Raw genomic sequence first — 22,056 nt, 5'->3', positions numbered from 1 at the left:
TCGCCACCGAGCCGTCCCGGCTGAGGACGGCGCCGCCCCGATGCCAGGACCTGCCCCGAAGGATGTGAGGATCAGGGCATGTCCATGAACCATCGGGGCGAGTGGGCCTCGCTGCGCTCGTACCGCCAGGACGCCAGCGTGACGGGTCACCGCCTCACTCCGGGGACCGCGCGGCGCATCCTCGCCTACGCCCGTCCGTACCGCGTCCAGGTCGCCGTCTTCCTCGTCCTGGTCGTCGTCGCGTCGCTGCTGGTCGTCGCGACCCCGCTGCTGCTGCAGAGGATCGTCGACGACGGCGTCGGCGGTCGCGACAAACGGCTGGTGATCGTCCTCGCGTCGCTCGTCGCCGTCGTCGCGATCGCCGAGGCCGTGCTGAACCTCGTCCAGCGCTGGTACTCGTCCCGCATCGGTGAGGGCCTCATCTTCGACCTGCGGAACGACGTGTTCACGCACGTCCAGAAGCAGTCGATCGCGTTCTTCACCCGCACCCAGACCGGTTCGCTCGTCACGCGGCTGAACTCGGACGTCATCGGAGCGCAGCAGGCCTTCACGTCGACGCTCTCCGGCCTCGTCTCCAACGTCGTGTCCGTGATCGTGGTGCTCGGCACGATGCTCGCGCTGTCGTGGCAGATCACGGTGTTCGCCCTGCTCGTCGTCCCGGTGCTCCTGCTGCCCGCGCGCCGCGTCGGGCGCCGCCTCGCCGGCCTGACCCGTGAGGGCATGCAGCTCAACGCCGAGCTCGGCAACCGGATGACGGAACGCTTCAACGTCGCGGGTGCCCTCCTGGTGAAGCTGTTCGGCACGCCGGAGCGCGAGGCCGCCGAGTTCACCGACCGCGCGGGCCGGGTGCGGGACATCGGCGTCCGCATCGCCATGAGCAACCGGGTCTTCTTCGCCGCCCTGGGGGCGATGGCCTCGATCGCGACCGCGTTCGTGTACGGGGTCGGCGGTGTGCTGGCGATCAGCGGGACCGTCACGATCGGCACGCTCGTGGCGTTCGCCGGGCTCCTCGGCCGGCTGTACGGGCCGGTCACCGCGCTGAGCAACGTCCAGGTCGACATCATGACGGCGCTCGTGTCCTTCGAGCGCGTCTTCGAGGTGCTCGACCTCGAACCGCTCGTGGCCGACGCCCCTGACGCGGTGGAGCTGCCGGACGGACCACTGGGCGTCGAGCTCACGGGTGTCTCCTTCCGCTACCCGCAGGTCTCGCAGGTCTCGCTCGCGTCGATGGAGCGCCGGCCCGGTCGCGACGGTGCGGACACCGGAAGCGACGACGCGGCCACCGACGACGGTGTGCCCGGTGTGCCCGGTGCGACCGACGCCGACGTGCTCGACGACGTCACGCTCGCCGTCGAGCCCGGCCGGATGCTCGCGCTCGTGGGGCCGAGCGGAGCCGGGAAGACGACCCTCGGCGGTCTCGTCCTGCGGCTGTACGACCCGACCTCCGGATCCGTGCGGATCGGCGGTCGCGACCTGCGGTCGGTGACGCAGGCCTCGTTGCACGTCGCGGTCGGGATGGTGAGCCAGGACGCGCATCTGTTCCACGACACGGTGCGGAACAACCTCCTGTACGCCGACCCGTCCGCCGACGACGACCAGCTCCACCGGGCGCTCGCGGCGGCACACGTCGACGACCTCGTCCGGCGGCTGCCCGAGGGCCTGGACACCATGGTCGGCGATCGCGGACACCGGCTCTCCGGGGGTGAGAAGCAGCGCATCGCGATCGCCCGCCTGCTGCTCCGTTCCCCACGGGTCATCGTCCTCGACGAGGCGACCGCGCACCTCGACTCCGAGTCCGAGGCCGCCGTCCAGGACGCCCTGGACGCGGCGATGACGGGACGCACGTCGATCGTGATCGCGCACCGGCTGTCGACGATCCGCCGCGCGGACGTCATCGCGGTCGTGGAGCGTGGCCGCATCGTCGAGCGCGGGACGCATACCGAGCTGCTCGCCGCCGACGGGCTCTACGCGGAGCTCTACCGGACCCAGTTCGCCGACCAGTCGGCCTGACGCGACGCACCTCACCTGACATTGACAGTCGTCGATGCGTGTGCGAACCTCAGACATCGATAACCATCGATGCGCGTGAACCGCCGGGCGGACGGATCACCCACGTGGCACGCGCACGCACGTCGTACCGGGAGCAGCCGTGAGCGAGAACATCGTCGAGCAGGTCCGTCACCACTACGCGACAGCAGCGCTGCAGGTCACCGCGTCCAGCGGAACCTCGTGCTGCACGTCCCCCGAGGTACCGGTCGACGTCTTCGGCAGCATCCTGTACGGCGTCGACGAGGCCTCCGAGCTCCCCGCCCCCGCCCTCCTGGCCAGCCTCGGCTGCGGCAACCCGACCGCCGTCGCCGAGCTGCACGCCGGCGAGCGCGTGCTCGACCTCGGCTCCGGCGGCGGGATCGACGTCCTGCTCTCCGCGCGACGGGTCGGCCCCACCGGGTTCGCCTACGGGCTCGACATGACCCCGGAGATGCTGGACCTCGCCCGTGCGAACGCCGCCGAGGCGGGCGCCACGAACGTCGAGTTCCTCGAGGGTCGCATCGAGGAGATCCCCCTGCCCGACGCGTCGGTCGACGTCGTGATCTCGAACTGCGTGATCAACCTCTCGGTCGACAAGACGTCTGTGCTCGACGAGGTGCACCGCGTGCTCACTTCCGGAGGCAGGGTCGCGATCTCGGACGTCGTCGCCGACGACCACCTCACCCCGGCAGACCGTGCCGAGCGGGGAAGCCACGTCGGGTGCATCGCCGGTGCGCTCTCCCGCACCGAGTACCTGACCGGCCTCGCCGCAGCCGGGTTCGTCGACGCCACCGTCACGTTCACGCACGAGGTGGCACCTGGCATGCACGGGGCGATCGTGCGCGCCGTACGCGCCTGACCGCCGAGCCCCTCCGCGCCTGAGAACGGGGCAGCCACCCACCTGAGCACGAGGCTGGTGCGCACCTGAGCAGAGAGGGCCCGGAGGCACCCGGTCGGTGGGCGCGCAGCCGTCGCACAGAGTCCCCTCAGGTCCACCGCGTAGGCTTGTCGTCTCCCCCGTGATCGGAAGCCCCCTCATCGACCGTCCACTCGTCTTCGTGCACGGCACGCGCACGTCCGCCGACATCTGGTCCGCCCAGCTCGTCGCGATGGGCCTCTCGGGCCACGACTGCGTCGCCGTCGACCTCCCCGGCCACGGCACCCGCGACCGCGAGCGCTTCACGCTGGCCGGCGCGCTCGAGACCATCGACCGCGCGGTGGACCGCTGCGCGAGCCCTCCCCTGCTCGTCGGTCTCTCGCTCGGCGGGTACTCGGCGCTTGCCTACGCGGCTGACCACCAGGACAAGCTCGCGGGTGTCCTGGTGTCCGGATGCTCCACCGAGATCCGTGGCAAGCCGCTCGCGGCCTACCGCCGCGTGTCCCACCACGTCGCCCGCCTGCTCCGACCGCACGGTGGGACCTGGCACGTCGTCACGGACATGCTCACCGCGCTCAGCGGGCACTCCGTGCTCGGCGACCTGCGCCGGATCCTCGTCCCCGTCTGGCTCGTCAACGGTCGCCTCGACCCGCTCCGCGTCGAGGAGCGGCGGTTCCTCGCCGCACGGCCCGGAACCTTCCTCACGGTGATCCCTCGTGCGGGTCACGACGTGAACAGCATGGCGCCGATCGCCTTCAACCGCGCCCTGCTCGACGCGCTCCACCACCTGCGCTCACCGCGCCACGGGTCCGTCCGTTCGACCGCAGGCTCGCCGACGTGAGCTCCGCGCTCCACCGCAGCTCGCCCGCCTCCGCCACGCAGGCCCCGCTGCTGATCGGCTGCGCGCACGGCACCGCGGACCGGGCCGGTCGCGCCGCGATCCGCTCGATCCTGGACGACGTCCGCGCTGCTCGCCCCGATCTCGAGGTGCGCGAGGCGTTCGTCGACGTCCAGGAGCCGTCGGTCGCGCAGGTGGTCGCCGACACGCCCGCCGACCGCAGCCTGGTCGTCGTCCCCGTGCTGCTGTCCGGCGGGCACCACGTCCACGTCGACATCGCCCGGGCGGTGACGTCGCGGTCCACCGGCGCACCAGGCGTGGCTGCCGCGCCACTTGGCCCCGACCCGCGGCTCGTCGCCGTCCTGCTCGACCGGTTGCGCAGCGTCGGCCTCACCGACGACGACGCCGTCGTGCTCGCCGCCGCCGGCTCGAGCGACCCCCGGGCCCGGGACGCCGTGGAGACGGTCGCCGCAGAGCTCCGCACCGCCCTCCGTACCGCGGTGCGGAGCGCTGGTGACCCGACGGGGCGCACCGAGCCGGACGTGACGGTCGGCTACGGGGCGATCGCCGCGCCAACGGTGGCGGACGCCGTCGCTGCCGCACGGTCCCGCGGCGCGGCGCGCGTCGTCGTCGCGTCGTACCTGCTCGCACCCGGCCACTTCCACGACCGGCTCGGGCGGGTCGGCGCCGACCTCGTCACCGACCCGCTGGCCCCGGACCCGCGCCTGGCCGAGATCGTGCTGGACCGGTACATCGCTGCGGAGCGCGAGCTCGGCGGTCCGCAGGCGTGAGACCACCACGAGAGCAGCACCGATGATGACGACTCCGAGCGTTCGGACTGGCAGTCTTGTCCGCATGCAGATCTGGCCAGGTCGTCCCTATCCCCTCGGTGCGACGTTCGACGGGACCGGGACGAACTTCGCACTGTTCTCCGAGGCGGCCGAACGCGTCGAGCTGTGCCTCATCGCACCGGACGGCACCGAGGAGCGGATCGATCTCCCCGAGGTCGACGCGTTCGTCTGGCACGGGTACGTCCCGGCCCTGCAACCCGGTCAGCACTACGGGTTCCGCGTCCACGGCCCCTACGACCCCGCGAACGGTCAGCGCTGCAACCCGGCGAAGCTGCTCCTCGACCCCTACGCCAAGGCGATCGACGGCCAGGTCGACGGCGACCCGTCCCTCTTCTCGTACGAGTTCGGCGACGAGGACCAGCGCAACGACGACGACTCGCTCGGTCACACGATGACCTGCGTCGTCGTCAACCCGTTCTTCGACTGGGGCCACGACCGCCCGCCGCAGCACGAGTACCACAACAGCGTGATCTACGAGGCGCACGTGCGTGGTCTCACCGAGCTGCACCCGGCCGTCCCCGAGGAGCAGCGAGGGACGTACGCCGGGCTCGCCCACCCCGCCGTCATCGAGCACCTCACCGACCTCGGCATCACCGCGGTCGAGCTCATGCCGGTCCACCAGTTCGTCAACGACCCGTCCCTGATCGCCAAGGGGCTGTCCAACTACTGGGGCTACAACACGATCGGGTTCTTCGCGCCGCACAACGGCTATGCGGCCTACCCGGACGGCGGCCAGCAGGTCCAGGAGTTCAAGAGCATGGTCAAGGCTCTGCATGCGGCCGACATCGAGGTGATCCTCGACGTGGTGTACAACCACACCGCGGAGGGCAACCACCTGGGCCCGACGCTGGGCTTCCGCGGCATCGACAACGCGAACTACTACCGCCTCGTCGACGAGGACCAGGCCCACTACTTCGACACGACCGGCACCGGGAACTCGCTGCTCATGCGGTCCCCGCACGTGCTGCAGCTGATCATGGACTCGCTGCGCTACTGGGTGCAGGACATGCACGTCGACGGTTTCCGGTTCGACCTCGCGGCGACCCTCGCCCGGCAGTTCCACGAGGTCGACCGGCTGTCTGCCTTCTTCGACATCGTCCAGCAGGACCCGGTCATCTCCCAGGTCAAGCTGATCGCCGAGCCGTGGGACCTCGGCGACGGCGGCTACCAGGTCGGCGGCTTCCCACCCCTGTGGTCGGAGTGGAACGGCCAGTACCGCGACACCGTCCGGGACTTCTGGCGCGGTGAGCCGTCGACCCTCGGCGAGTTCGCCAGCCGGTTGTCCGGGTCCTCGGACCTCTACGAGCACACCGGCCGCCGCCCGATCGCGTCCGTGAACTTCGTCACCGCCCACGACGGTTTCACGCTGACCGACCTGGTCTCGTACAACGAGAAGCACAACGACGCCAACGGCGAGGGCAACAACGACGGCGAGAGCCACAACCGGTCCTGGAACTGCGGGGTCGAGGGCCCGACCACCGCGCCGGAGATCCTCAAGCTGCGAGCCCGCCAGAAGCGCAACTTCCTGGCGACCCTGCTGCTCTCCCAGGGCGTGCCGATGATCGCCCACGGGGACGAGCTCGGCCGCACCCAGCAGGGCAACAACAACGTGTACTGCCAGGACAACGGTCTTGCGTGGGTCGACTGGGACCTCGACAGCGCGCGCACAGCGTTGCTCGAGTTCACCCGCACGGTGGTCCACCTGCGCCGCGAGCACCCCGTCTTCCGCCGCCGCCGGTTCTTCGCCGGTTCGGCCGAGCACGGCGGCGAGTCCGAGCTCCGGGACATCGCCTGGCTCACGCCGGCAGGCGAGCACATGTCCGACTCCGCCTGGCACGAGGACCACGCGCGCGCCGTCATGGTCTTCCTCAACGGCGACGCGATCATGGAACCGGACCTCCGGGGCGAGGAGATCATCGACGACAGCTTCCTCGTCCTGTTCAACGCCCAGCCCGACAAGCTCGCGTTCACGTTGCCGACCGACGAGTACGGCGAGGCGTGGACGGCCGTGTTCGACACCGACTCCCAGGTGACGCCGGGAACGGCGTTCCGCGCAGGAGCCGAGGTCGTGCTCGAGCACCGGTCCCTCGTCGTGCTGACACGCCCGCCACTGCTCCGTCGGGAGCTCGCGCCGGTCGCCGCACCCGATCCTGCGACCGCCGTCAGTCCCGCGGAGACTCCGGCCGTCGCCCCGGGGGCCGACCTGCCGGACACGTCGGTGGCAGCCCCGGCGCGGAAGGCTCGTTCGTGACGGATGCGCGGACGACGACCCCGGCGCGGCGACTGCCCGCACCGGGGCGGCCCGTTCCCGTCTCGACGTACCGGGTCCAGCTCGGCGCCGACCTCACGCTCGACGACGTCGCGGCGCGGGTGCCGTACCTGGCCGACCTGGGCGTCACGCACGTCTACCTCTCCCCCGTGCTGCGCGCCGCACCCGGCTCGACCCACGGCTACGACGTCGTCGACCACCACGAGATCGCACCGCTGCTCGGCGGGCTCCCGGCGCTGCGGCGACTCGCCGCGACCGCCCATGCCGCCGGGCTCGGCCTCGTCCTCGACATCGTGCCCAACCACATGGCCGTCCCCACGCCGGCGTGGCACAACCGGGCGCTCTGGTCGGTGCTCGCCGAGGGCGCCGAGTCGGCCTACGCGAGCTGGTTCGACGTCGACTGGTCGGCCGGCGACGGTGCGGTGCTCATGCCCGTCCTGGGAGACCGGATCGGTGCGGTTCTCGCGCGCGACGAGCTCCAGCTCGACGAGACTCTCATCCCCGGTGAGGACGAACCGCGCACCGTCCTGCGCTACCACGACCACGTGTTCCCCGTCCGGACCGGCACCGAGGCGCTCCCGCTCGGCGAGCTCGTCGAACGCCAGCACTACCGGCTCGCGTACTGGCGCGTCGCCGACGAGGAGCTGAACTACCGGCGCTTCTTCGACGTCGGGACCCTCGCGGCCATCCGCGTCGAGGACCCGGACGTGTTCGACGCCACGCACGACCTCGTCCTCTCCCTCGTCGCGGACGGCACGATCGACGGGTTGCGGATCGACCACCCCGACGGTCTGGCCGACCCCGCGGGGTACCTCTCGCGCCTGCGCGAACGCTCGGGCGGGACGTGGGTCGCGGTCGAGAAGATCCTCCAGGGCGACGAGGAGCTGCCGGGCGACTGGGACACCGCAGGGACCACCGGCTACGAGGCGCTGTGGCGGATCCAGCAGACCTTCGTCGACCCGAGCGGTGCCGCCGTTCTCGGATCCGTCATGCACCGGCTCACGGGCGACACGTCCGACGCGCTGCCGTCGATCGTCGACGCCGCGAAGCGCGAGGTCGTGGACGGTGCGTTGTACGCCGAGGTCTACCGCCTGACCGAGCTCGCCGCCGGGATCTGCCGCGAGGACCTCCGGCTGCGCGACCACACCTGGCGCTCGTTGCACGACTGCCTCGTCGAGCTCCTCGTCGCGTTCGACCGCTACCGCGCGTACGTCGTCCCGGGCGAGCCCGTGCACCCGGACTCCGCCGACGCTCTCGAGACCGCCGCGAGGATCGCCCGCGGACGCCTGTCCCCGGAACGTGGCGAGACGATGGACGTGCTGGTCGACCTCCTGCTCAGCCGCGAGGCGGGCAGCGCGGGCCGCACCCGCAGCGCGCGCCGCGACGAGCTCGTCGTGAGGTTCCAGCAGACCTGCGGTGCCGTCATGGCCAAGGGCGTCGAGGACACAGCCTTCTACCGCTGGACGCACCTCGTGGGCCTGTGCGAGGTCGGTGGCGAGCCCGCCCGCTTCGCGCTGACGCCGACGGAGCTCGCGTCGTGGGCCGCACGCGCCCAGGCGCAGGCCCCCCTCGGCATGACGACCCTGTCCACTCACGACACCAAGCGCAGCGCCGACACCCGCGCCCGCCTCGGGGTCCTGTCCGAGGTACCGACCGAGTGGTCGGCACTCGTCGACCACCTGCGCACGGCCTCCGCCGCCTACCGGAGCGCCCTGCTCGACGGGCGGACCGAGAACCTCCTGTGGCAGACGCTCGCCGGGACCTGGTCCGACGACGGACCGATCGAGGAGGCGAGACTGGCCAACTACCTCGTCAAGGCGACACGTGAGGCGGGCTCCCGGACGACCTGGACCGCACCCGACGCCGCGTACGAGGCCGCGGTGCTCGAGTTCGCGCGCCGGGCCCGTGCCGACGAGGAGGTTGTGGCCCTGCTGACCGCCTGGGAGCTGCGCACGCGCGACGCGGTACGTGCCGCCACGCTCGGGACCTCCCTCGTCCAGCTCACCCTGCCGGGCGTCGCCGACGTCTACCAGGGCACCGAGGTGACGTCGATCGCGCTCGTCGACCCGGACAACCGTCGACCGGTCGACATCGCACCGATCGCCGCCCGGCTCGCGCGGCTGGACGACGGGGCCGGTCCACGGGACCTCTCGGACGAGAAGCTCGTCGTCACGTCTCGCGCGCTGCGGACGCGCCGTGACCTCCCGGAGGCGTTCGTGGGCCCGGAAGCCGGCTTCGTGGCCCTCGCCCACTCCTCCGGTCACGCCGTCACGTATGCGCGCACGGTCGCGGGCGAGGCCGAGGTCGTGGTGGTCGCGACCCGGTTGGCGGTCACCCTCGACCGGCTCGGCGGGTGGGGCGAGCACACGGTCGCCCTGCCCGAGGGCGAGTGGCACGACGTCCTCACCGATCGTGAGGTGCGCGGCGGCGTCCAACCACTCGCCCCGCTGCTCGACAGGCTCCCGGTCGCGCTCCTCGTGCGGGCCGTCTCATGAGTGCCGTCCGGCCCCGCGTCTGGGCGCCGTCCGCGGACGCGGTCGAGCTCGTCCGTCCCGGCGCCCCCGCACCGGACGATCGCGTGCGCATGGCCCGGTCGGTCGGTGGCTGGTGGGTCGCCGAGGTCGACCTCCCGCACGGCACCGACTACGCCTACGCGGTCGACGGCGGGGACCCCCGACCCGACCCGCGCAGCCGCTGGCAGCCGCACGGCGTGCACGGTGCGAGCCGGGTGCTCGACACCGACCTGTTCACCTGGACCGACGCCGGCTGGACCGGCCGGGACGTCCGCGGAGCCGTCGTCTACGAGCTCCACCTGGGGACGTTCACCCCGGAGGGGACGTTCGACGCTGCCATCGCCCGGCTCGACCACCTCGTCGAGCTCGGCGTCGACATGGTCGAGATCATGCCCGTCGCGGCGTTCAACGGTGTGCACGGCTGGGGCTACGACGGCGTGAGCCTGTTCGCGGTGCACGAGCCGTACGGCGGACCGCACGGCCTGCAGGCGTTCGTCGACGCCGCGCACGGCCGCGGGCTCGCAGTCTGCCTGGACGTGGTGCACAACCACCTCGGTCCCTCCGGCAACTACCTCGGGACGTTCGGGCCGTACCTGACCGGGACGCACCAGACCCCCTGGGGCGACGCGATCAACCTCGACGACGAGGGTGCCCGCGAGGTCCGGCGGTGGATCTGCGACAGCGCGGTGCAGTGGTTCCGCGACTTCCACGTCGACGCCCTGCGGCTCGACGCCGTGCACGCGCTCGTCGACGCCTCCCCGCGCCACGTGCTCGCCGAGCTGTCCGACGAGGTGGCCGCGCTCGCCGACGCCCTCGGCAGACCGTTGTCCCTGATCGCCGAGTCCGACCTGAACGACCCGGTCTCCGTGGCGCCCACGGCGGCGCACGGCTGGGGGATGACGGCCCAGTGGGCCGACGACGTCCACCACGCGATCCACGCGCTCGTCACGGGCGAGCGGCACGGCTACTACGTGGACTTCGGCTCGCCGGAGGTCCTGCGGATCGCGCTGACGGGCGCGTTCGTGCACGACGGCGCCTGGTCGACGTTCCGCGGACGCCCCTGGGGCCGACCGGTTCCCGCGGGGACCGACGGCCACCGGTTCGTCGTGTTCGCCTCCGACCACGACCAGGTCGGGAACCGGGCGCTCGGCGACCGCCCGTCCGAGCGCCTCGACCCCGGCGCGCTGGCCGCCGAGGCCGCGCTCGTGCTGCTCTCACCGTTCACCCCGATGCTCTTCATGGGCGAGGAGTGGGGTGCCCGGACCCGGTGGCAGTACTTCACGGACCACCCGGAGCCCGAGCTCGCCCAGGCCGTGCGCGAGGGTCGCCGGTCCGAGTTCGCGTCGCACAGCTGGACCTCGCTCTACGGGACCGAGGTCGAGGTGCCGGACCCGCAGTCCCCCACCACCGTCGCGAACAGCCACCTGGACTGGTCCGAGCCGGAGGACCCCACCCATGCCCGGTTGCTGGACTGGTACCGGCAGCTGATCGCGCTGCGCCGCAGCGTGGCCGACCTCGGGTCGGGTGACCTCGCCGCGATCTCGGTCCGGTCAGAGGCCGACGACGCGCCGCGCGAGCTCGCCGACGAGACCGGGCTCCCGCCCGTCCACTCCGACGCCGCGGCCGTCCCGTGGCACGGCTGGATCGTCATGCATCGCGGTGCGGCCCGCGTGGTCGTCAACCTCTCGGAGCACGAGCGGAGCGTCCCGGTCGCGCTGACCGGTCCGGTCGACCTCCAGGCGTCGTGGTCGGGCTGCACCGTGACACCACCCGGCCCCGGCAGCTCCGAGGCCACCGTCCTGCTGCCGGGACGCAGCGTCGCCGTTCTCGCCTGACCCGGGCTAGCCTGGCTCCACTCGACCGCTGGAGGCACGATGTCCACGAACGAACGGTGGGCGGCGCCGGCCTCCCAGTCCCTGCGACCTGGCCCGGGCTTCCGGATCTCCGAGGTCGACACCGGAGGCACGCCCGGCTGGCGCGGCGACAAGGACGACGCCGAGGACCACCTCGCCGCCCGTGCGACCCGGCTGTCCGATCTCCAGGAGCTGCTGTACGCGCACGGTCGCGCCGGCGGCACCCGGTCGGTGCTCCTCGTCCTGCAGGGCATGGACACCTCGGGCAAGGGCGGGATCGTCCGCCACGTGGTCGGCCTCGTCGACCCGCAGGGCGTGCAGCACACCTCGTTCGGGGTGCCGACGCCCGTCGAGCGGGAGCACCACTACCTGTGGCGGATCCGCAACGCCCTCCCCTCACCCGGCCAGCTCGGCGTGTTCGACCGCTCGCACTACGAGGACGTCCTGGTGGTGCGCGTGCACGAGCTCGTCCCGGCGGACGTCTGGGAACCCCGCTACGACGAGATCAACGCGTTCGAGGAGCAGGTCGTCGCGGCCGGCACCGTGATCGTCAAGGTCGCCCTCCTGGTGTCGCTCGACGAGCAGCGCGAACGCCTGCGTGAGCGACTCGAACGCCCGGACAAGTACTGGAAGTACAACCCCGGCGACCTCGACGAGAGATCCCGCTGGGACGCCTACCAGGAGACGTACCAGGCGGTTCTCGACCGCACCTCGACCGACACCGCGCCGTGGCACGTCGTCCCGGCGGACAAGAAGTGGTTCGCGCGGCTGGCCGTCACCGAGCTGCTCACCGAGGCGCTCGAGTCGCTGGACCTCGGGTGGCCGCCCCCCGACTTCGACGTCGACGCGGAGAAGGCGCGGCTCGCCGCGATGCGCCCCTGACCGGGAACGCCACGCTCCAGCAGAGGGAGGAACGGTGAGCACGACCGCCCAGCCGCAGGGCTCGGCTCCTGCACCGCACGGCCCGGTTCCTGCACCGCACGTGGCCGACAGCCACGACCTGATCCGGGTGCACGGCGCGCGCGAGAACAACCTCAAGGGCATCAGCCTGGAGCTCCCGAAACGCCGGTTGACCGCCTTCACCGGGGTGTCGGGCTCCGGCAAGAGCTCGCTGGTGTTCGCCACGATCGCGGCGGAGTCCCGGCGGATGATCAACGAGACGTACAGCACGTTCGTCCAGGGGTTCATGCCGACCCAGTCCCGGCCGGACGTCGACGTCCTCGACGGGTTGACGACGGCCATCATCGTCAGCCAGGAGCGGATGGGGGCGAACCCGCGGTCCACCGTTGGCACCGTCACCGACGCGAACGCCCTGCTCCGCATGCTGTTCAGCCGGCTCGGCGTGCCGCACATCGGGTCACCGCAGGCGTACTCGTTCAACGTCCCGACGGTCAGGTCGAGCGGGGCGATCACCGTCGAGCGCGGTGACCGGACGCGGGCGAAGAAGGCGACGTTCTTCCAGCTCGGCGGCATGTGCCCGCGCTGCGAGGGTCGGGGCGCGGTCAACGACGTCGACCTCACAGCCCTCTACGACGCGGACCGGTCCCTCAACGAGGGCGCGCTGACGATCCCCGGCTACACGATGGACGGCTGGTACGGCCGCATCTACCGCGGCAGCGGGTTCGTCGACCCGGACAAGCCGATCCGCGCCTTCACCTCGCGGGAGCTGCACGACCTCCTCTACCGGGAGCCGACGAAGATCACGGTCGACGGGATCAACCTCACCTACGAGGGGCTGATCCCGAAGATCCAGAAGTCCATGCTCTCGAAGGACCTCGACGCGATGCAGCCGCACATCCGCGCGTTCGTCGAGCGGGCGATCACCTTCACGACCTGCCCCGACTGCGAGGGCACCCGCCTCACCCCCGAGGCGCGCTCGTCCAAGATCGACGGCGTCAGCATCGCCGACGCGTGCGCGTGGCAGCTCACCGATCTCAGCGCGTGGGTGCGCGGCCTCGACGAGCCCTCGGTGGCGCCGCTCCTCGTCGGTCTGGGACACCTCCTCGACTCGTTCGTCGAGATCGGGCTGGGCTACCTGTCCCTCGACCGACCGTCAGGCACGCTCTCGGGCGGCGAGTCCCAGCGGGTGAAGATGATCCGTCATCTGGGCTCGTCGCTCACCGACGTCACGTACGTCTTCGACGAGCCGACGATCGGGCTGCACCCCCACGACATCCAGCGGATGAACACCCTGCTGCTGCGGCTGCGGGACAAGGGCAACACGGTGCTCGTCGTCGAGCACAAGCCGGAGGCGATCGCGATCGCCGACCACGTCGTCGACCTCGGGCCGGGCGCCGGTGCCGCCGGCGGCGAGATCGTCTTCGAGGGGACGGTCGCCGGGCTGCGCGCCAGCGGCACCCTCACCGGACGGCACCTCGACGACCGCGCCGTCCTCAAGGAGGCCGTGCGGTCACGCTCGGGCGTCCTCGAGGTCCGGGGAGCGGCGACGCACAACCTGCGCGACCTCGACGTGGACATCCCGCTCGGTGTCCTCGTCGTCCTGACCGGTGTCGCGGGATCCGGCAAGAGCTCGCTGATCCAGGGCTCGGTCGCCGGTCGCGACGGAGTGGTGACGATCGACCAAGGGGCGATCAAGGGCTCCCGGCGAAGCAACCCGGCCACCTATACCGGGCTGCTCGATCCGATCCGTGCCGCGTTCGCGAAGGCCAACGGTGTGAAGCCCGCGCTGTTCAGCGCCAACTCCGAGGGGGCCTGCCCGACCTGCAACGGCGCCGGTGTCATCTACACCGAGCTCGGGTTCATGGACACGGTGACGACCACGTGCGAGGACTGCGAGGGAAGACGGTTCCAGGACGCGGTCCTCGAGTACACGCTCGGGGGCAAGGACATCAGCGAGGTCCTCGCGATGTCGGTCACCGAGGCCGAGGCGTTCTTCGGTGCGGGCGAGGCGCGGACGCCCCGGGCCCACACGATCCTCGCCCGGCTCGCCGACGTCGGGCTCGGGTACCTCACTCTCGGCCAGCCGCTCACGACGCTCTCCGGCGGCGAGCGACAGCGGCTGAAGCTGGCCACCCGCCTGGCGGAGAAGGGCGGCGTCTACGTCCTCGACGAACCGACCAGCGGCCTGCACCTCGCCGACGTCGAGCAGCTGCTCGCCCTGCTGGACCGCCTCGTCGAGTCCGGGACGTCGGTCATCGTCATCGAGCACCACCAGGCGGTCATGGCCCACGCCGACTGGATCATCGACCTCGGCCCCGGCGCCGGTCACGACGGCGGCCGGATCGTCTTCGAGGGCACCCCCGCCGACCTCGTCGCCGCCCGCTCCACCCTCACCGGCCAGCACCTCGCCGCCTACACCGCCAACTAACCCCTCGCCCCTCCCCCCAACCTTCCGCCGAGATCGTGAGTGTGAGGCGAGATCGTGAGTCCCACCTCACGATCTCGCCTCACACTCACGATCTCGGCAACGTGGCCGGAGCCTGGCGCCTGACGCACGGGCATCTCCCGACCACCCGACGCGTCGGGACGTGATGGTCGGACTTACGACGGGTCGGCGTGCCCGCCCGGGGTGTCGCATGAGCCCGCGAGCGCTGATCATGGGGTGGTGCGCATCGACTCATCGACCGACAAGGCCGCCGCCCTCCTCGCCCTGCACGCAGGCCCCGGCTTCGTGCTCCCGAACGCCTGGGACGCCGGGTCCGCCCGGATCCTCGAGCAGGTCGGGTTCCCGGCCATCGCCACCACGAGCGCGGGAATCGCATGGTCCTCCGGGGTCCCGGACGGAGGTCCGCTGGACCGCGACACGATGCTCGAGCAGGTCGGTCGCATCGTGGCCGCGGTAGGTGTGCCCGTGACCGCGGACCTCGAGTCCGGGTACGGCGCCACCGCGGACGACGTCGCGCGCACCGTGGCCCGGGCAGTGGAGCTCGGCGTGGTGGGCGGCAACCTCGAGGACGCCCGGACGGGCAGTCTCTTCAGCGTCGACGAGGCCGTCGACCGCCTCCTGGCCGCCCGGGCCGCGGCGCCCGCGGGGACCTTCGTGCTCAATGCCCGCACGGACACCTACTTCGCCGGTACGAGCGGCGACGCGTTCGCCGAGACGGTCGAGCGGGCGCTCCGGTACATCGACGCAGGAGCCGACTGCATCTTCGTGCCCGGCGTCGTCGAGGAGGACACGATCCGTCGGCTCGCCGCCGCCATCCCGGCGCCGCTCAACGTGGTCGCCGGATTGGCGAACCTCATCGACGTACCCACGCTGTTCTCGCTCGGCGTCACGCGGGTCAGCCTGGGCGGCAGCCTGGCGAGAGCCTCGCTCAGCACCCTGGAGCGCGCCGGCCGAGAGCTGCTCGACACCGGCAGCCTGGGCTTCCTCGACGGCGCGATCGCGTACGGCGACCTGCAACGACGCTTCGGCGCGTGATCGCCGACCCCGACGGTCACGACCCGGCCACCCGACCAGGCACGACGACCGCAACCTCGCGTGGTGCGTCGCGCTACTCGACGAGCGACTGGGCGCCGCGATGCTCGACGAGACTCTGGGTACCGAGGACGACAGCCAGCTCGAGCCGGTCGGCGTCCTCCGTCCCGGGCTCGGCCGTGTAGGTCATGATCCGGAGATCGGCACCGGCGACGACGAGCGTGTCGCAGTCGAGCGCGATCCGGCCGACAGCCGGGTGCTCGACGACCTTGTGCCGCGACTGCTCGGCCGGCGCCGGATCGACTGCGGTCTGCCAGAGCTCGACGAACCCCGGGCTCGCGGCACGCAGGTCAGCCACGAGCCGACGCAGCTGCGGGTCCTGGGGGTAGCGCGTCGCCGTCAGTCGCAGGTCGGCGACGAGCCGGGCCATCTGTGCCTCGCGCTCGGCGCTCGTCTGCACGGCGCGCGAGCCGGTGCCGACGACGGTGCGCCACACGCCGTTGCGCTCGCGCCCCCGCAGGGCCGACGTCTCGCCCATGAGCGCGTCGTAGGGAGCGTTCGCGGCGATCAGGTTCCACGCCGCGTCGTACACGACGAGCGGCACGCCGGCCAGGCGGTCGAGGAGCCGTTGCACGCTCGGCGTGATCCGCGCGGGGACGAGCCCGGTGGCCGGTGCGGACAGACCCGCGAGACGGAAGAGGAGCTCACGTTCGGCGTCGGCGAGTCGCAGGCTCCGGGCGAGCGCCTCGACGACCTGCGCCGACGGCGAGGTCGCCCGTCCTTGTTCGAGTCGCGTCAGGTAGTCGGTCGAGATGCCGGCGAGCCCGGCAAGCTCCTCGCGGCGCAGGCCGACCGCGCGGCGCCGACCACCGACAGGCAGGCCGACTGCCTGCGGCGTGACGCGCTCGCGCCAGCGGCGGACCGCCCTGCCGAACTCCCCACCCTGCACCGTGCCAGTCTCACCCCGGCGCGCACGTCCTGTCGTGGCCCTGCGAGTCCTACGACCAGCGGACGACTGCCTGTCCGCGTGCACGCTGTCGAGGATGGCCGCATGACCACGACACTGATCACCGGGGCGAACAAGGGCCTCGGCAAGGAAACCGCCCGACTTCTCGTCGACGCGCACCACACGGTGTGGATCGGCGCACGTGACGAGGTGCGCGGTCGCGCCACCGCCGAGGAGCTCGGCGCACGGTTCGTCCGGCTCGACGTCACGGACGACGCCTCGGTGGCCGCAGCCCTCGCGACGATCGCCGACTCCGGCACCGGGCTCGACGTCCTCGTCAACAACGCCGGCATCGCCAGACGCGCGAGCGGCGCCAGCATGAGCGAGGCGCTCGACGGCCCCAGCGTCCTCGAGGTGTTCGACACGAACGCCGTCGGCATCGTCCGGGTGACCGAGGCGGCGCTGCCGTTGCTGCAGCAGTCCGACAACCCGGTGGTCGTGAACGTGTCGAGCGCGCTCGGCTCGTTCTGGGCGACCCACGAGCCGTCGCGCCCCGCCTCCCGCTTCGTCGCGATCGCCTACGGCGCGAGCAAGGCGGCGGTCTCGATGCTCACCGTCCAGTACGCGCGTGCCTGTCCCCGGGTCAAGGTCAACGCCGTCGAGCCCGGCATCACGGCGACGGAGCTCGGCGGCGGTGGTCCGGGGAGTCACCCGGGCCGACCGGCCGCGCTCAGCGCGCGCGTCGTCGCCCGGCTCGCCCTGATCGGCGCCGACGGACCGACGGGCACGTTCCAGGAGGACGACGGCGAGCTCGGCTGGTAGGCCGCGCCAGCCGTCCGGCGCCCGCGCACGCCGCGACCGGTCGACGCCCGTGTGCGCCGGGGCGCGCCACCGACGCGGCTCACCCCACCATCAGCGCGCTGACGCCCGCCAGCGTGGGCACGAGCACGATCCCGCCGGTGAGCACCGGTGACGCGAACCGGCTCGTCGCACCCACCTCGGCCTCGGCGACCACCGCGCCGGTGGTCTCGTCGAGCGCGTACAGGTACCCGGCGGCGGCATCCACGGACCAGACGGCCCCGTGGCCGACCACCGGTGAGCCGGCGACGTTCGCGGCCGCCTTCCAGTCGGGCCGCAGCGTCGTCGCCCCGACGCTCACCCGGGCCAGCCCGTCCCGGCACGGGACGAATGCGGCCTGGACCGCCGCGTCCCAGGCGATGCCGCCGTAGCCGGCGCAGCCGGGCAGCATCGCGAGCTGTCCGCCGATCCCTCCGAGGTGCTGCGCGTCCAGGAGGTAGACCTCCGCGTCCTTCCCGGAGACGAGCACCCGGTCGCCGTCGAGGAGGACCGGTCCGGTGCTCCCGAGGTCCCGGTCGCGGGCGTTCTGCGACCCCCAGGACGTCGGGGCGAAGTAGTCGAGGCGCGTGGACAGGTCGGGCGCGAGCCGAAGCACGGAGTCGCTGCCGTCGTACGTCCCGCCGGTGCTCGCCCCGTTGCCGACGGCGACCCACACGTCCCCGCCGCGGTCCACGGCCACACCCGACGCTGCCCAGATCCCACCCTCGCGGCTGGTCGGGACCACGTAGGAGGTGGTCGCTCCCCCGCCGTCGACAGGGGTGGCGGTGACGTAGCCGACGTAGTCTCCGCAGTCGCCGTAGAGGCCGCCGAACGGTACGTAGACGCGGCCGTTGGCGACGGCCAGCGCTCCCCGCTGCTGCTCGGCCCGGCGGTCCCGCCCGGTGACGTCGAGGGAGCGTCGCCAGCGTTCCGTGCCGGTCGTGACCTCGAGGGCGACGAGCGTGTGCTGCCCACCGGTCGTCTCGGCGACGACGAACACCGAGCCGGTGCTCGCGTCGTACGCCGGCGTTCCCGTGATGCCGAGTGGATCGATGTTGCCGCACGGAAGGTCGTGCAGCCGCGCAGGCGTGCCGACATGGTTCGTCCAGCGAACCGCACCGGTCGCGCGGTCGAGGCCGTAGACGGTGTCACCCTCGGTGGCGGCCACCACCAGGCTCCCGACGACGATCGGCTGACCGTAGACGGCACCGTCGAGCGCAGCGGTCCACGCGGCACCGAGGTGGGAGACGGCTGCGAGCCCGACCACGGCGCCGGCACGGTCGGGCGTGCGGTGGTACGTCGGCCAGTCGGACATGTCCGCTTCCCCGCTGGGTGTCGGGGATGGCGACGGGGACACCGCCACGGTGGGGATCGGGGACGGACGACCGGTGCGGGTCGCGTCCGCCGGCGACGACGTCGCGCTACCGGACGGACCCGTGCACCCGGCGATCAGGAGCGCCAGCGCGATCACCGCGGGAGCGCCCCGCCGGTGCCGGCCGACGAGCCTCATCCGCCCAGACTAGACAGGGGCGCTCGGCGTCGTCGCGCCCTCGGTCGCCCCGGCAGCGCCGTGGTCGTCGGCGGCGGCGATCGTGCGGATGATCCCGATCACGTCGAGGGCCCCGTCCCCGCGCTCGACGGCCCGGCGGTACAGCTGTCGGCTGAGCTCGCTGACCGGTGCCGCGATCCCTGCCTCCGCGGCGGCAGCGACGATGAGCTCGGTGTTCATGGCGACGTCGGAGATGGCGGCCTGCGGCGTGAGGTCCGCGTCGACCAGCTTCGCCGTCTTGACGCGGGAGATCGGCGAGGACATCTGACCTGCGTCGAGGATGTCGCGGAGCTGGTGCAGGTCGAGCCCGTGCTGCTGCCCGAAGTGGAAGGCCTCGGCCAGCCCGGTCACGAGGGCGATGAGGAACACGTTGGCGGCGAGCTTCATGGTCAGCCCTGCCGGGACGGGGCCGCAGACGGTCACCTGCGCACACATCCGGTCGAGCAGCGGCACGACGCGACGCACGACCTCGGGGCGTCCTGCGACCATCGCGACCAGCGTCCCGTCCTCGGCCGGGCGGCGCGAGCCTGAGACGGGTGCTTCCACGTACGCGCCACCGGCGGCCTCGACCTCGGCGGCCAGGGCTGCCGAGTAGCTGGGCGACATGGTCCCCATGTTCACGACCGTGCGCCCGCGCACGAGCGCTGCCAGCCCGCCCGGTGCCCCACGCAGCACGTGGTCGGCGGCCTCCTCGTTGCGCAGCATCACGAGCACGGTCTCGCACTCGGCGAACACGTCCGCCGGTGTCGACGCACGACGTGCACCTGCCGCCGCCAGCTCGTCGACGGCCGGAGCGCTCCGGTTCCACACGACGAGCGGCAGGCCGCTGCGCGCGACCCGCATGGCCATGGGCCGGCCCATGATCCCGAGCCCGACGAAGCCGATCGAGGCCGGGGGCGCGGCCGGGCGGCGCAGGGGTTTCTCGAACCAGTGGTGCGCATACCGCTCGTCGTTGAAGGCGGCGACCTCGACGTAACCGGCGGTGCTGTAGAGGTGGATCGCCTCGGTGAGGGCTCGGTTCGTGTCCAGGCGTGCGGTGGTCGCTCCGAGCCCTGCGGCAGCGTCCTCGGCGGCGGCGAGCAGCCGACGCCCGAGTCCCAGCCCGCGCACCTCGTCGGACACCCAGAGCCGCTTGATCTCCGCGTACCCGTCGTCGTGCACCACGAGGCCGACGCATCCGACGGTCGCGCCCTTGAGGGTCGCGAGCAGGAACTGGCCGGACGGTGGGCGCATCGCCATGTCGGGGACGTGACGGGTCGCTCCCGGTCGGAACCCCCCGTCGACGCGTGCGTCCAGGGTCCGGTAGTACGCCGCGACCGCGCGCCGAGCCGGCTCCGACGCCGGGTCCGCGGGGGCGCTCGTGACGGCCGAGGCGGTGAACAGCCGCGTCACGGTGGACGCCGCACGGGCCAGCTCGTCACGCTGATGCTCGGTGAGCGGGGACAGGATCTCCTCGACGAGCTCGTCCGAGAGCCCGTCGAGCGTGCCGAGCTCGTCGAGGCCCTTCGGGGTCAGCGTGGCGCGGCGGACGCGGCTGTCACCCGGCGACGGTGACACCGTGACGAGCCCCTCGCGCTCCAGCGCGCGCAGCAGGCGGCTGAGGTATCCGGAGTCGAGTCGCAGCCGGTTCCGCAGGCTGCGGACCTCCGCACCCGCCCTGCCGATCTCCCAGAGGACGCGGTCCATCCCGAGCGATCGGTCACGCGAGAGGTAGTGGTCCTCCAGGGCTCCGAGGCGCTCGGTGACCGTCCGGTTGAAGGCGCGGATGCCGTCGACGCGAGGATCCTTCGTCATGTTCGCTGACTGTAGTCAGACATCTGCACGCGGTACAGACCCCGAGACCCGCCCACGGACCGCGTCGGCATCGGGCAGCGCCGCCGCAGACCGCCAGGACTCAGACCGCGCCCTCGTCCACGGCGGCCGCGTCCGTGCGCGCACTCGCGAGCGGCACCGCCGCCTGGCCGTCGACGGCGAGCGACGAGAGCCGCGACAGGGCGCGCAGGTACTTCTTCCGGTATCCGCCGGCGAGCATCTCGGCCGGGAAGACGGCGTGCCCGGTCGCTCCGCCGAGCAGCACCGGGACGTCCCGGTCGTAGAGCCGGTCGACGAGCACGACGAGCCGCAGGGCCTGGTCCTGGTGGGTCACCGTCGTGACACCGGTCAGCGCGACGAGCGCGACGTCGTCGAGCAGCGCCCCGTAGCGGCTGGGGTGGATCGTGGCCAGGTGGCCGAGCAGCCCGGTGAAGCCGTCGAGCGTGGCGCCCGGCGTCCTCGCAGCGGCCTCGGCGGCCCGCCCGTCCGTCACGGTCGACGGCGCCTCCGCGAAGACCCGGTGCCGATAGTCCTCGCCGTCGATGCGGACGACCTCGAAGCGGGCGGCCAGCGCCTGGATCTCCCGCAGGAAGTCCTCGGCTGCGAACCGCCCTTCCCCGAGCGAGCCGGGCAGCGTGTTCGACGTCGCGGCCAGGGCGACGCCGCGGTCGGCCAGCTCACGCAGCAGCCGGGACATCAGGACCGTGTCCCCCGGGTCGTCCAGCTCGAACTCGTCGATGCAGACCAGTCGCTTCGCGCCGAGCGCCGCGACTGTCGCGGCGAAGCCGAGCGCGCCGACGAGGTTCGTGAACTCCACGAACGTCCCGTACGCGCTGTCCTGCGGACCGACCGCACGCGCCAAGGACGCGAGGAGGTGCGTCTTCCCGACCCCGAACCCGCCGTCGAGGTACACCGCGGGCGGCGGCGTTCGCCGGCGCCCGAGCGTCAGTCGGCGCGGACCGCGACCCGCTCCGGTGAGCTGCGCAGCGACGGACCGGACCCGGTCGAGCGCCGCCTGCTGGGACGGGTGGCCGGCATCGGGTCGGAACGTGTCGAACGACTCGCGCGTGAAGTGGCGCGGCGGCACGAGCTCGGCCACCAGTCGGTCGACCGGGACGACGGGACGCCGGTCGACGAGCCGCGACGGCACGGTCTCGACGGAGCGGGCGGCGACGGTCACGGCGTCCAAGCCTACGTCCGCCGCGCGATGGTCCCGGCTGGCGCGATGGTCCCGGCTAGTGCGATGCTCCCGACTAGCCTGGGACGGCCCCGGCACCCGTCCCGGAGGTCGACCCCGTGGGAGGT

15 protein-coding genes are annotated in these 22,056 nt (G+C 72.3%); 11 read left to right on the top strand and 4 right to left on the bottom strand.

The genetic code is table 11. The annotated features are described in order from the left end of the window. Window positions 1-78 precede the first annotated feature (78 nt). The 10 genes from LJB74_RS17860 (at window position 79) to LJB74_RS17815 (ending at window position 15,610) form a co-directional block, all read left to right on the top strand. Window positions 79-2,010, top strand: a complete 1,932-nt coding sequence (locus LJB74_RS17860; RefSeq protein WP_259309798.1) for an ABC transporter ATP-binding protein — start codon at window positions 79-81, stop codon at window positions 2,008-2,010. A 139-nt stretch (window positions 2,011-2,149) separates the two neighbouring features. Beyond that, window positions 2,150-2,887 carry an arsenite methyltransferase gene (arsM, locus tag LJB74_RS17855; RefSeq protein ID WP_259309797.1) on the top strand — a complete coding sequence of 246 codons (738 nt, stop codon included), beginning with the start codon at window positions 2,150-2,152 and terminating at the stop codon, window positions 2,885-2,887. Between the two features lie 160 nt (window positions 2,888-3,047). Then, on the top strand, window positions 3,048-3,746 hold the full coding sequence (locus LJB74_RS17850) for an alpha/beta fold hydrolase (protein ID WP_259309796.1): 699 nt from the start codon (window positions 3,048-3,050) through the stop codon (window positions 3,744-3,746). Further along, window positions 3,743-4,534, top strand: a complete 792-nt coding sequence (locus LJB74_RS17845; protein WP_259309795.1) for a sirohydrochlorin chelatase — start codon at window positions 3,743-3,745, stop codon at window positions 4,532-4,534. Before LJB74_RS17850 ends, LJB74_RS17845 begins: the two co-directional genes overlap by 4 nt. A 64-nt stretch (window positions 4,535-4,598) precedes the next feature. Beyond that, a complete protein-coding gene (gene glgX / locus LJB74_RS17840) occupies window positions 4,599-6,845 on the top strand; it encodes a glycogen debranching protein GlgX (RefSeq protein ID WP_259309794.1) in 2,247 nt (748 codons plus the stop codon). Next, window positions 6,842-9,358, top strand: a complete 2,517-nt coding sequence (gene treY / locus LJB74_RS17835) for a malto-oligosyltrehalose synthase (RefSeq protein ID WP_259309793.1) — start codon at window positions 6,842-6,844, stop codon at window positions 9,356-9,358. Before glgX ends, treY begins: the two co-directional genes overlap by 4 nt. Next, on the top strand, window positions 9,355-11,211 hold the full coding sequence (gene treZ / locus LJB74_RS17830; protein WP_259309792.1) for a malto-oligosyltrehalose trehalohydrolase: 1,857 nt from the start codon (window positions 9,355-9,357) through the stop codon (window positions 11,209-11,211). Before treY ends, treZ begins: the two co-directional genes overlap by 4 nt. Window positions 11,212-11,250: 39 nt before the next feature. Further along, entirely contained in the window at window positions 11,251-12,111 is an 861-nt protein-coding gene (locus tag LJB74_RS17825; RefSeq protein WP_259309791.1) for a polyphosphate kinase 2 family protein, read from the top strand. A gap of 34 nt (window positions 12,112-12,145) precedes the next feature. Further along, complete coding sequence (locus LJB74_RS17820; protein ID WP_396125194.1) at window positions 12,146-14,557, top strand: ATP-binding cassette domain-containing protein; 2,412 nt, start codon at window positions 12,146-12,148, stop codon at window positions 14,555-14,557. Between the two features lie 237 nt (window positions 14,558-14,794). Continuing rightward, window positions 14,795-15,610, top strand: coding sequence for an isocitrate lyase/phosphoenolpyruvate mutase family protein (locus LJB74_RS17815; protein ID WP_259309790.1), 816 nt, complete (start codon window positions 14,795-14,797; stop codon window positions 15,608-15,610). A 73-nt stretch (window positions 15,611-15,683) separates the two neighbouring features. On the opposite strand, the gene LJB74_RS17810 is transcribed toward LJB74_RS17815, so the two are convergent. Further along, window positions 15,684-16,556 carry a helix-turn-helix transcriptional regulator gene (locus tag LJB74_RS17810; protein ID WP_259309789.1) on the bottom strand — a complete coding sequence of 291 codons (873 nt, stop codon included), beginning with the start codon at window positions 16,554-16,556 and terminating at the stop codon, window positions 15,684-15,686. A gap of 102 nt (window positions 16,557-16,658) precedes the next feature. On the opposite strand from LJB74_RS17810, the gene LJB74_RS17805 reads away from it, so the two are divergent. Beyond that, window positions 16,659-17,375 carry an SDR family NAD(P)-dependent oxidoreductase gene (locus LJB74_RS17805; RefSeq protein ID WP_259309788.1) on the top strand — a complete coding sequence of 239 codons (717 nt, stop codon included), beginning with the start codon at window positions 16,659-16,661 and terminating at the stop codon, window positions 17,373-17,375. 79 nt (window positions 17,376-17,454) lie between these two features. On the opposite strand, the gene LJB74_RS17800 is transcribed toward LJB74_RS17805, so the two are convergent. The 3 genes from LJB74_RS17800 to zapE all read right to left on the bottom strand — a co-directional run bounded on the left by LJB74_RS17800 (window position 17,455) and on the right by zapE (window position 21,931). Then, window positions 17,455-18,900, bottom strand: a complete 1,446-nt coding sequence (locus LJB74_RS17800; RefSeq protein ID WP_259309787.1) for a PQQ-binding-like beta-propeller repeat protein — start codon at window positions 18,898-18,900, stop codon at window positions 17,455-17,457. 9 nt (window positions 18,901-18,909) lie between these two features. Then, window positions 18,910-20,733 carry a GNAT family N-acetyltransferase gene (locus LJB74_RS17795; protein ID WP_259309786.1) on the bottom strand — a complete coding sequence of 608 codons (1,824 nt, stop codon included), beginning with the start codon at window positions 20,731-20,733 and terminating at the stop codon, window positions 18,910-18,912. 100 nt (window positions 20,734-20,833) lie between these two features. Next, entirely contained in the window at window positions 20,834-21,931 is a 1,098-nt protein-coding gene (zapE, locus tag LJB74_RS17790; RefSeq protein ID WP_259309785.1) for a cell division protein ZapE, read from the bottom strand. Between the last annotated feature and the right edge of the window lie 125 nt (window positions 21,932-22,056).

This window comes from Cellulomonas sp. P24 (assembly GCF_024704385.1).
Lineage (GTDB): Bacteria > Actinomycetota > Actinomycetes > Actinomycetales > Cellulomonadaceae > JAJDFX01.
This window is presented reverse-complemented; position numbering and strand designations above follow the sequence as displayed.

Excerpts from the sequence above, each read along its gene's own strand:
- LJB74_RS17860 (WP_259309798.1), top strand. The coding sequence starts at position 79 with ATGTCCATGAACCATCGGGGCGAGTGGGCCTCGCTGCGCTCGTACCGC.
- glgX (WP_259309794.1), top strand. The coding sequence starts at position 4,599 with ATGCAGATCTGGCCAGGTCGTCCCTATCCCCTCGGTGCGACGTTCGAC.
- treZ (WP_259309792.1), top strand. The coding sequence starts at position 9,355 with ATGAGTGCCGTCCGGCCCCGCGTCTGGGCGCCGTCCGCGGACGCGGTC.
- LJB74_RS17825 (WP_259309791.1), top strand. The coding sequence starts at position 11,251 with ATGTCCACGAACGAACGGTGGGCGGCGCCGGCCTCCCAGTCCCTGCGA.
- LJB74_RS17805 (WP_259309788.1), top strand. The coding sequence starts at position 16,659 with ATGACCACGACACTGATCACCGGGGCGAACAAGGGCCTCGGCAAGGAA.
- LJB74_RS17800 (WP_259309787.1), bottom strand. The coding sequence starts at position 18,900 with ATGAGGCTCGTCGGCCGGCACCGGCGGGGCGCTCCCGCGGTGATCGCG.
- LJB74_RS17795 (WP_259309786.1), bottom strand. The coding sequence starts at position 20,733 with ATGACGAAGGATCCTCGCGTCGACGGCATCCGCGCCTTCAACCGGACG.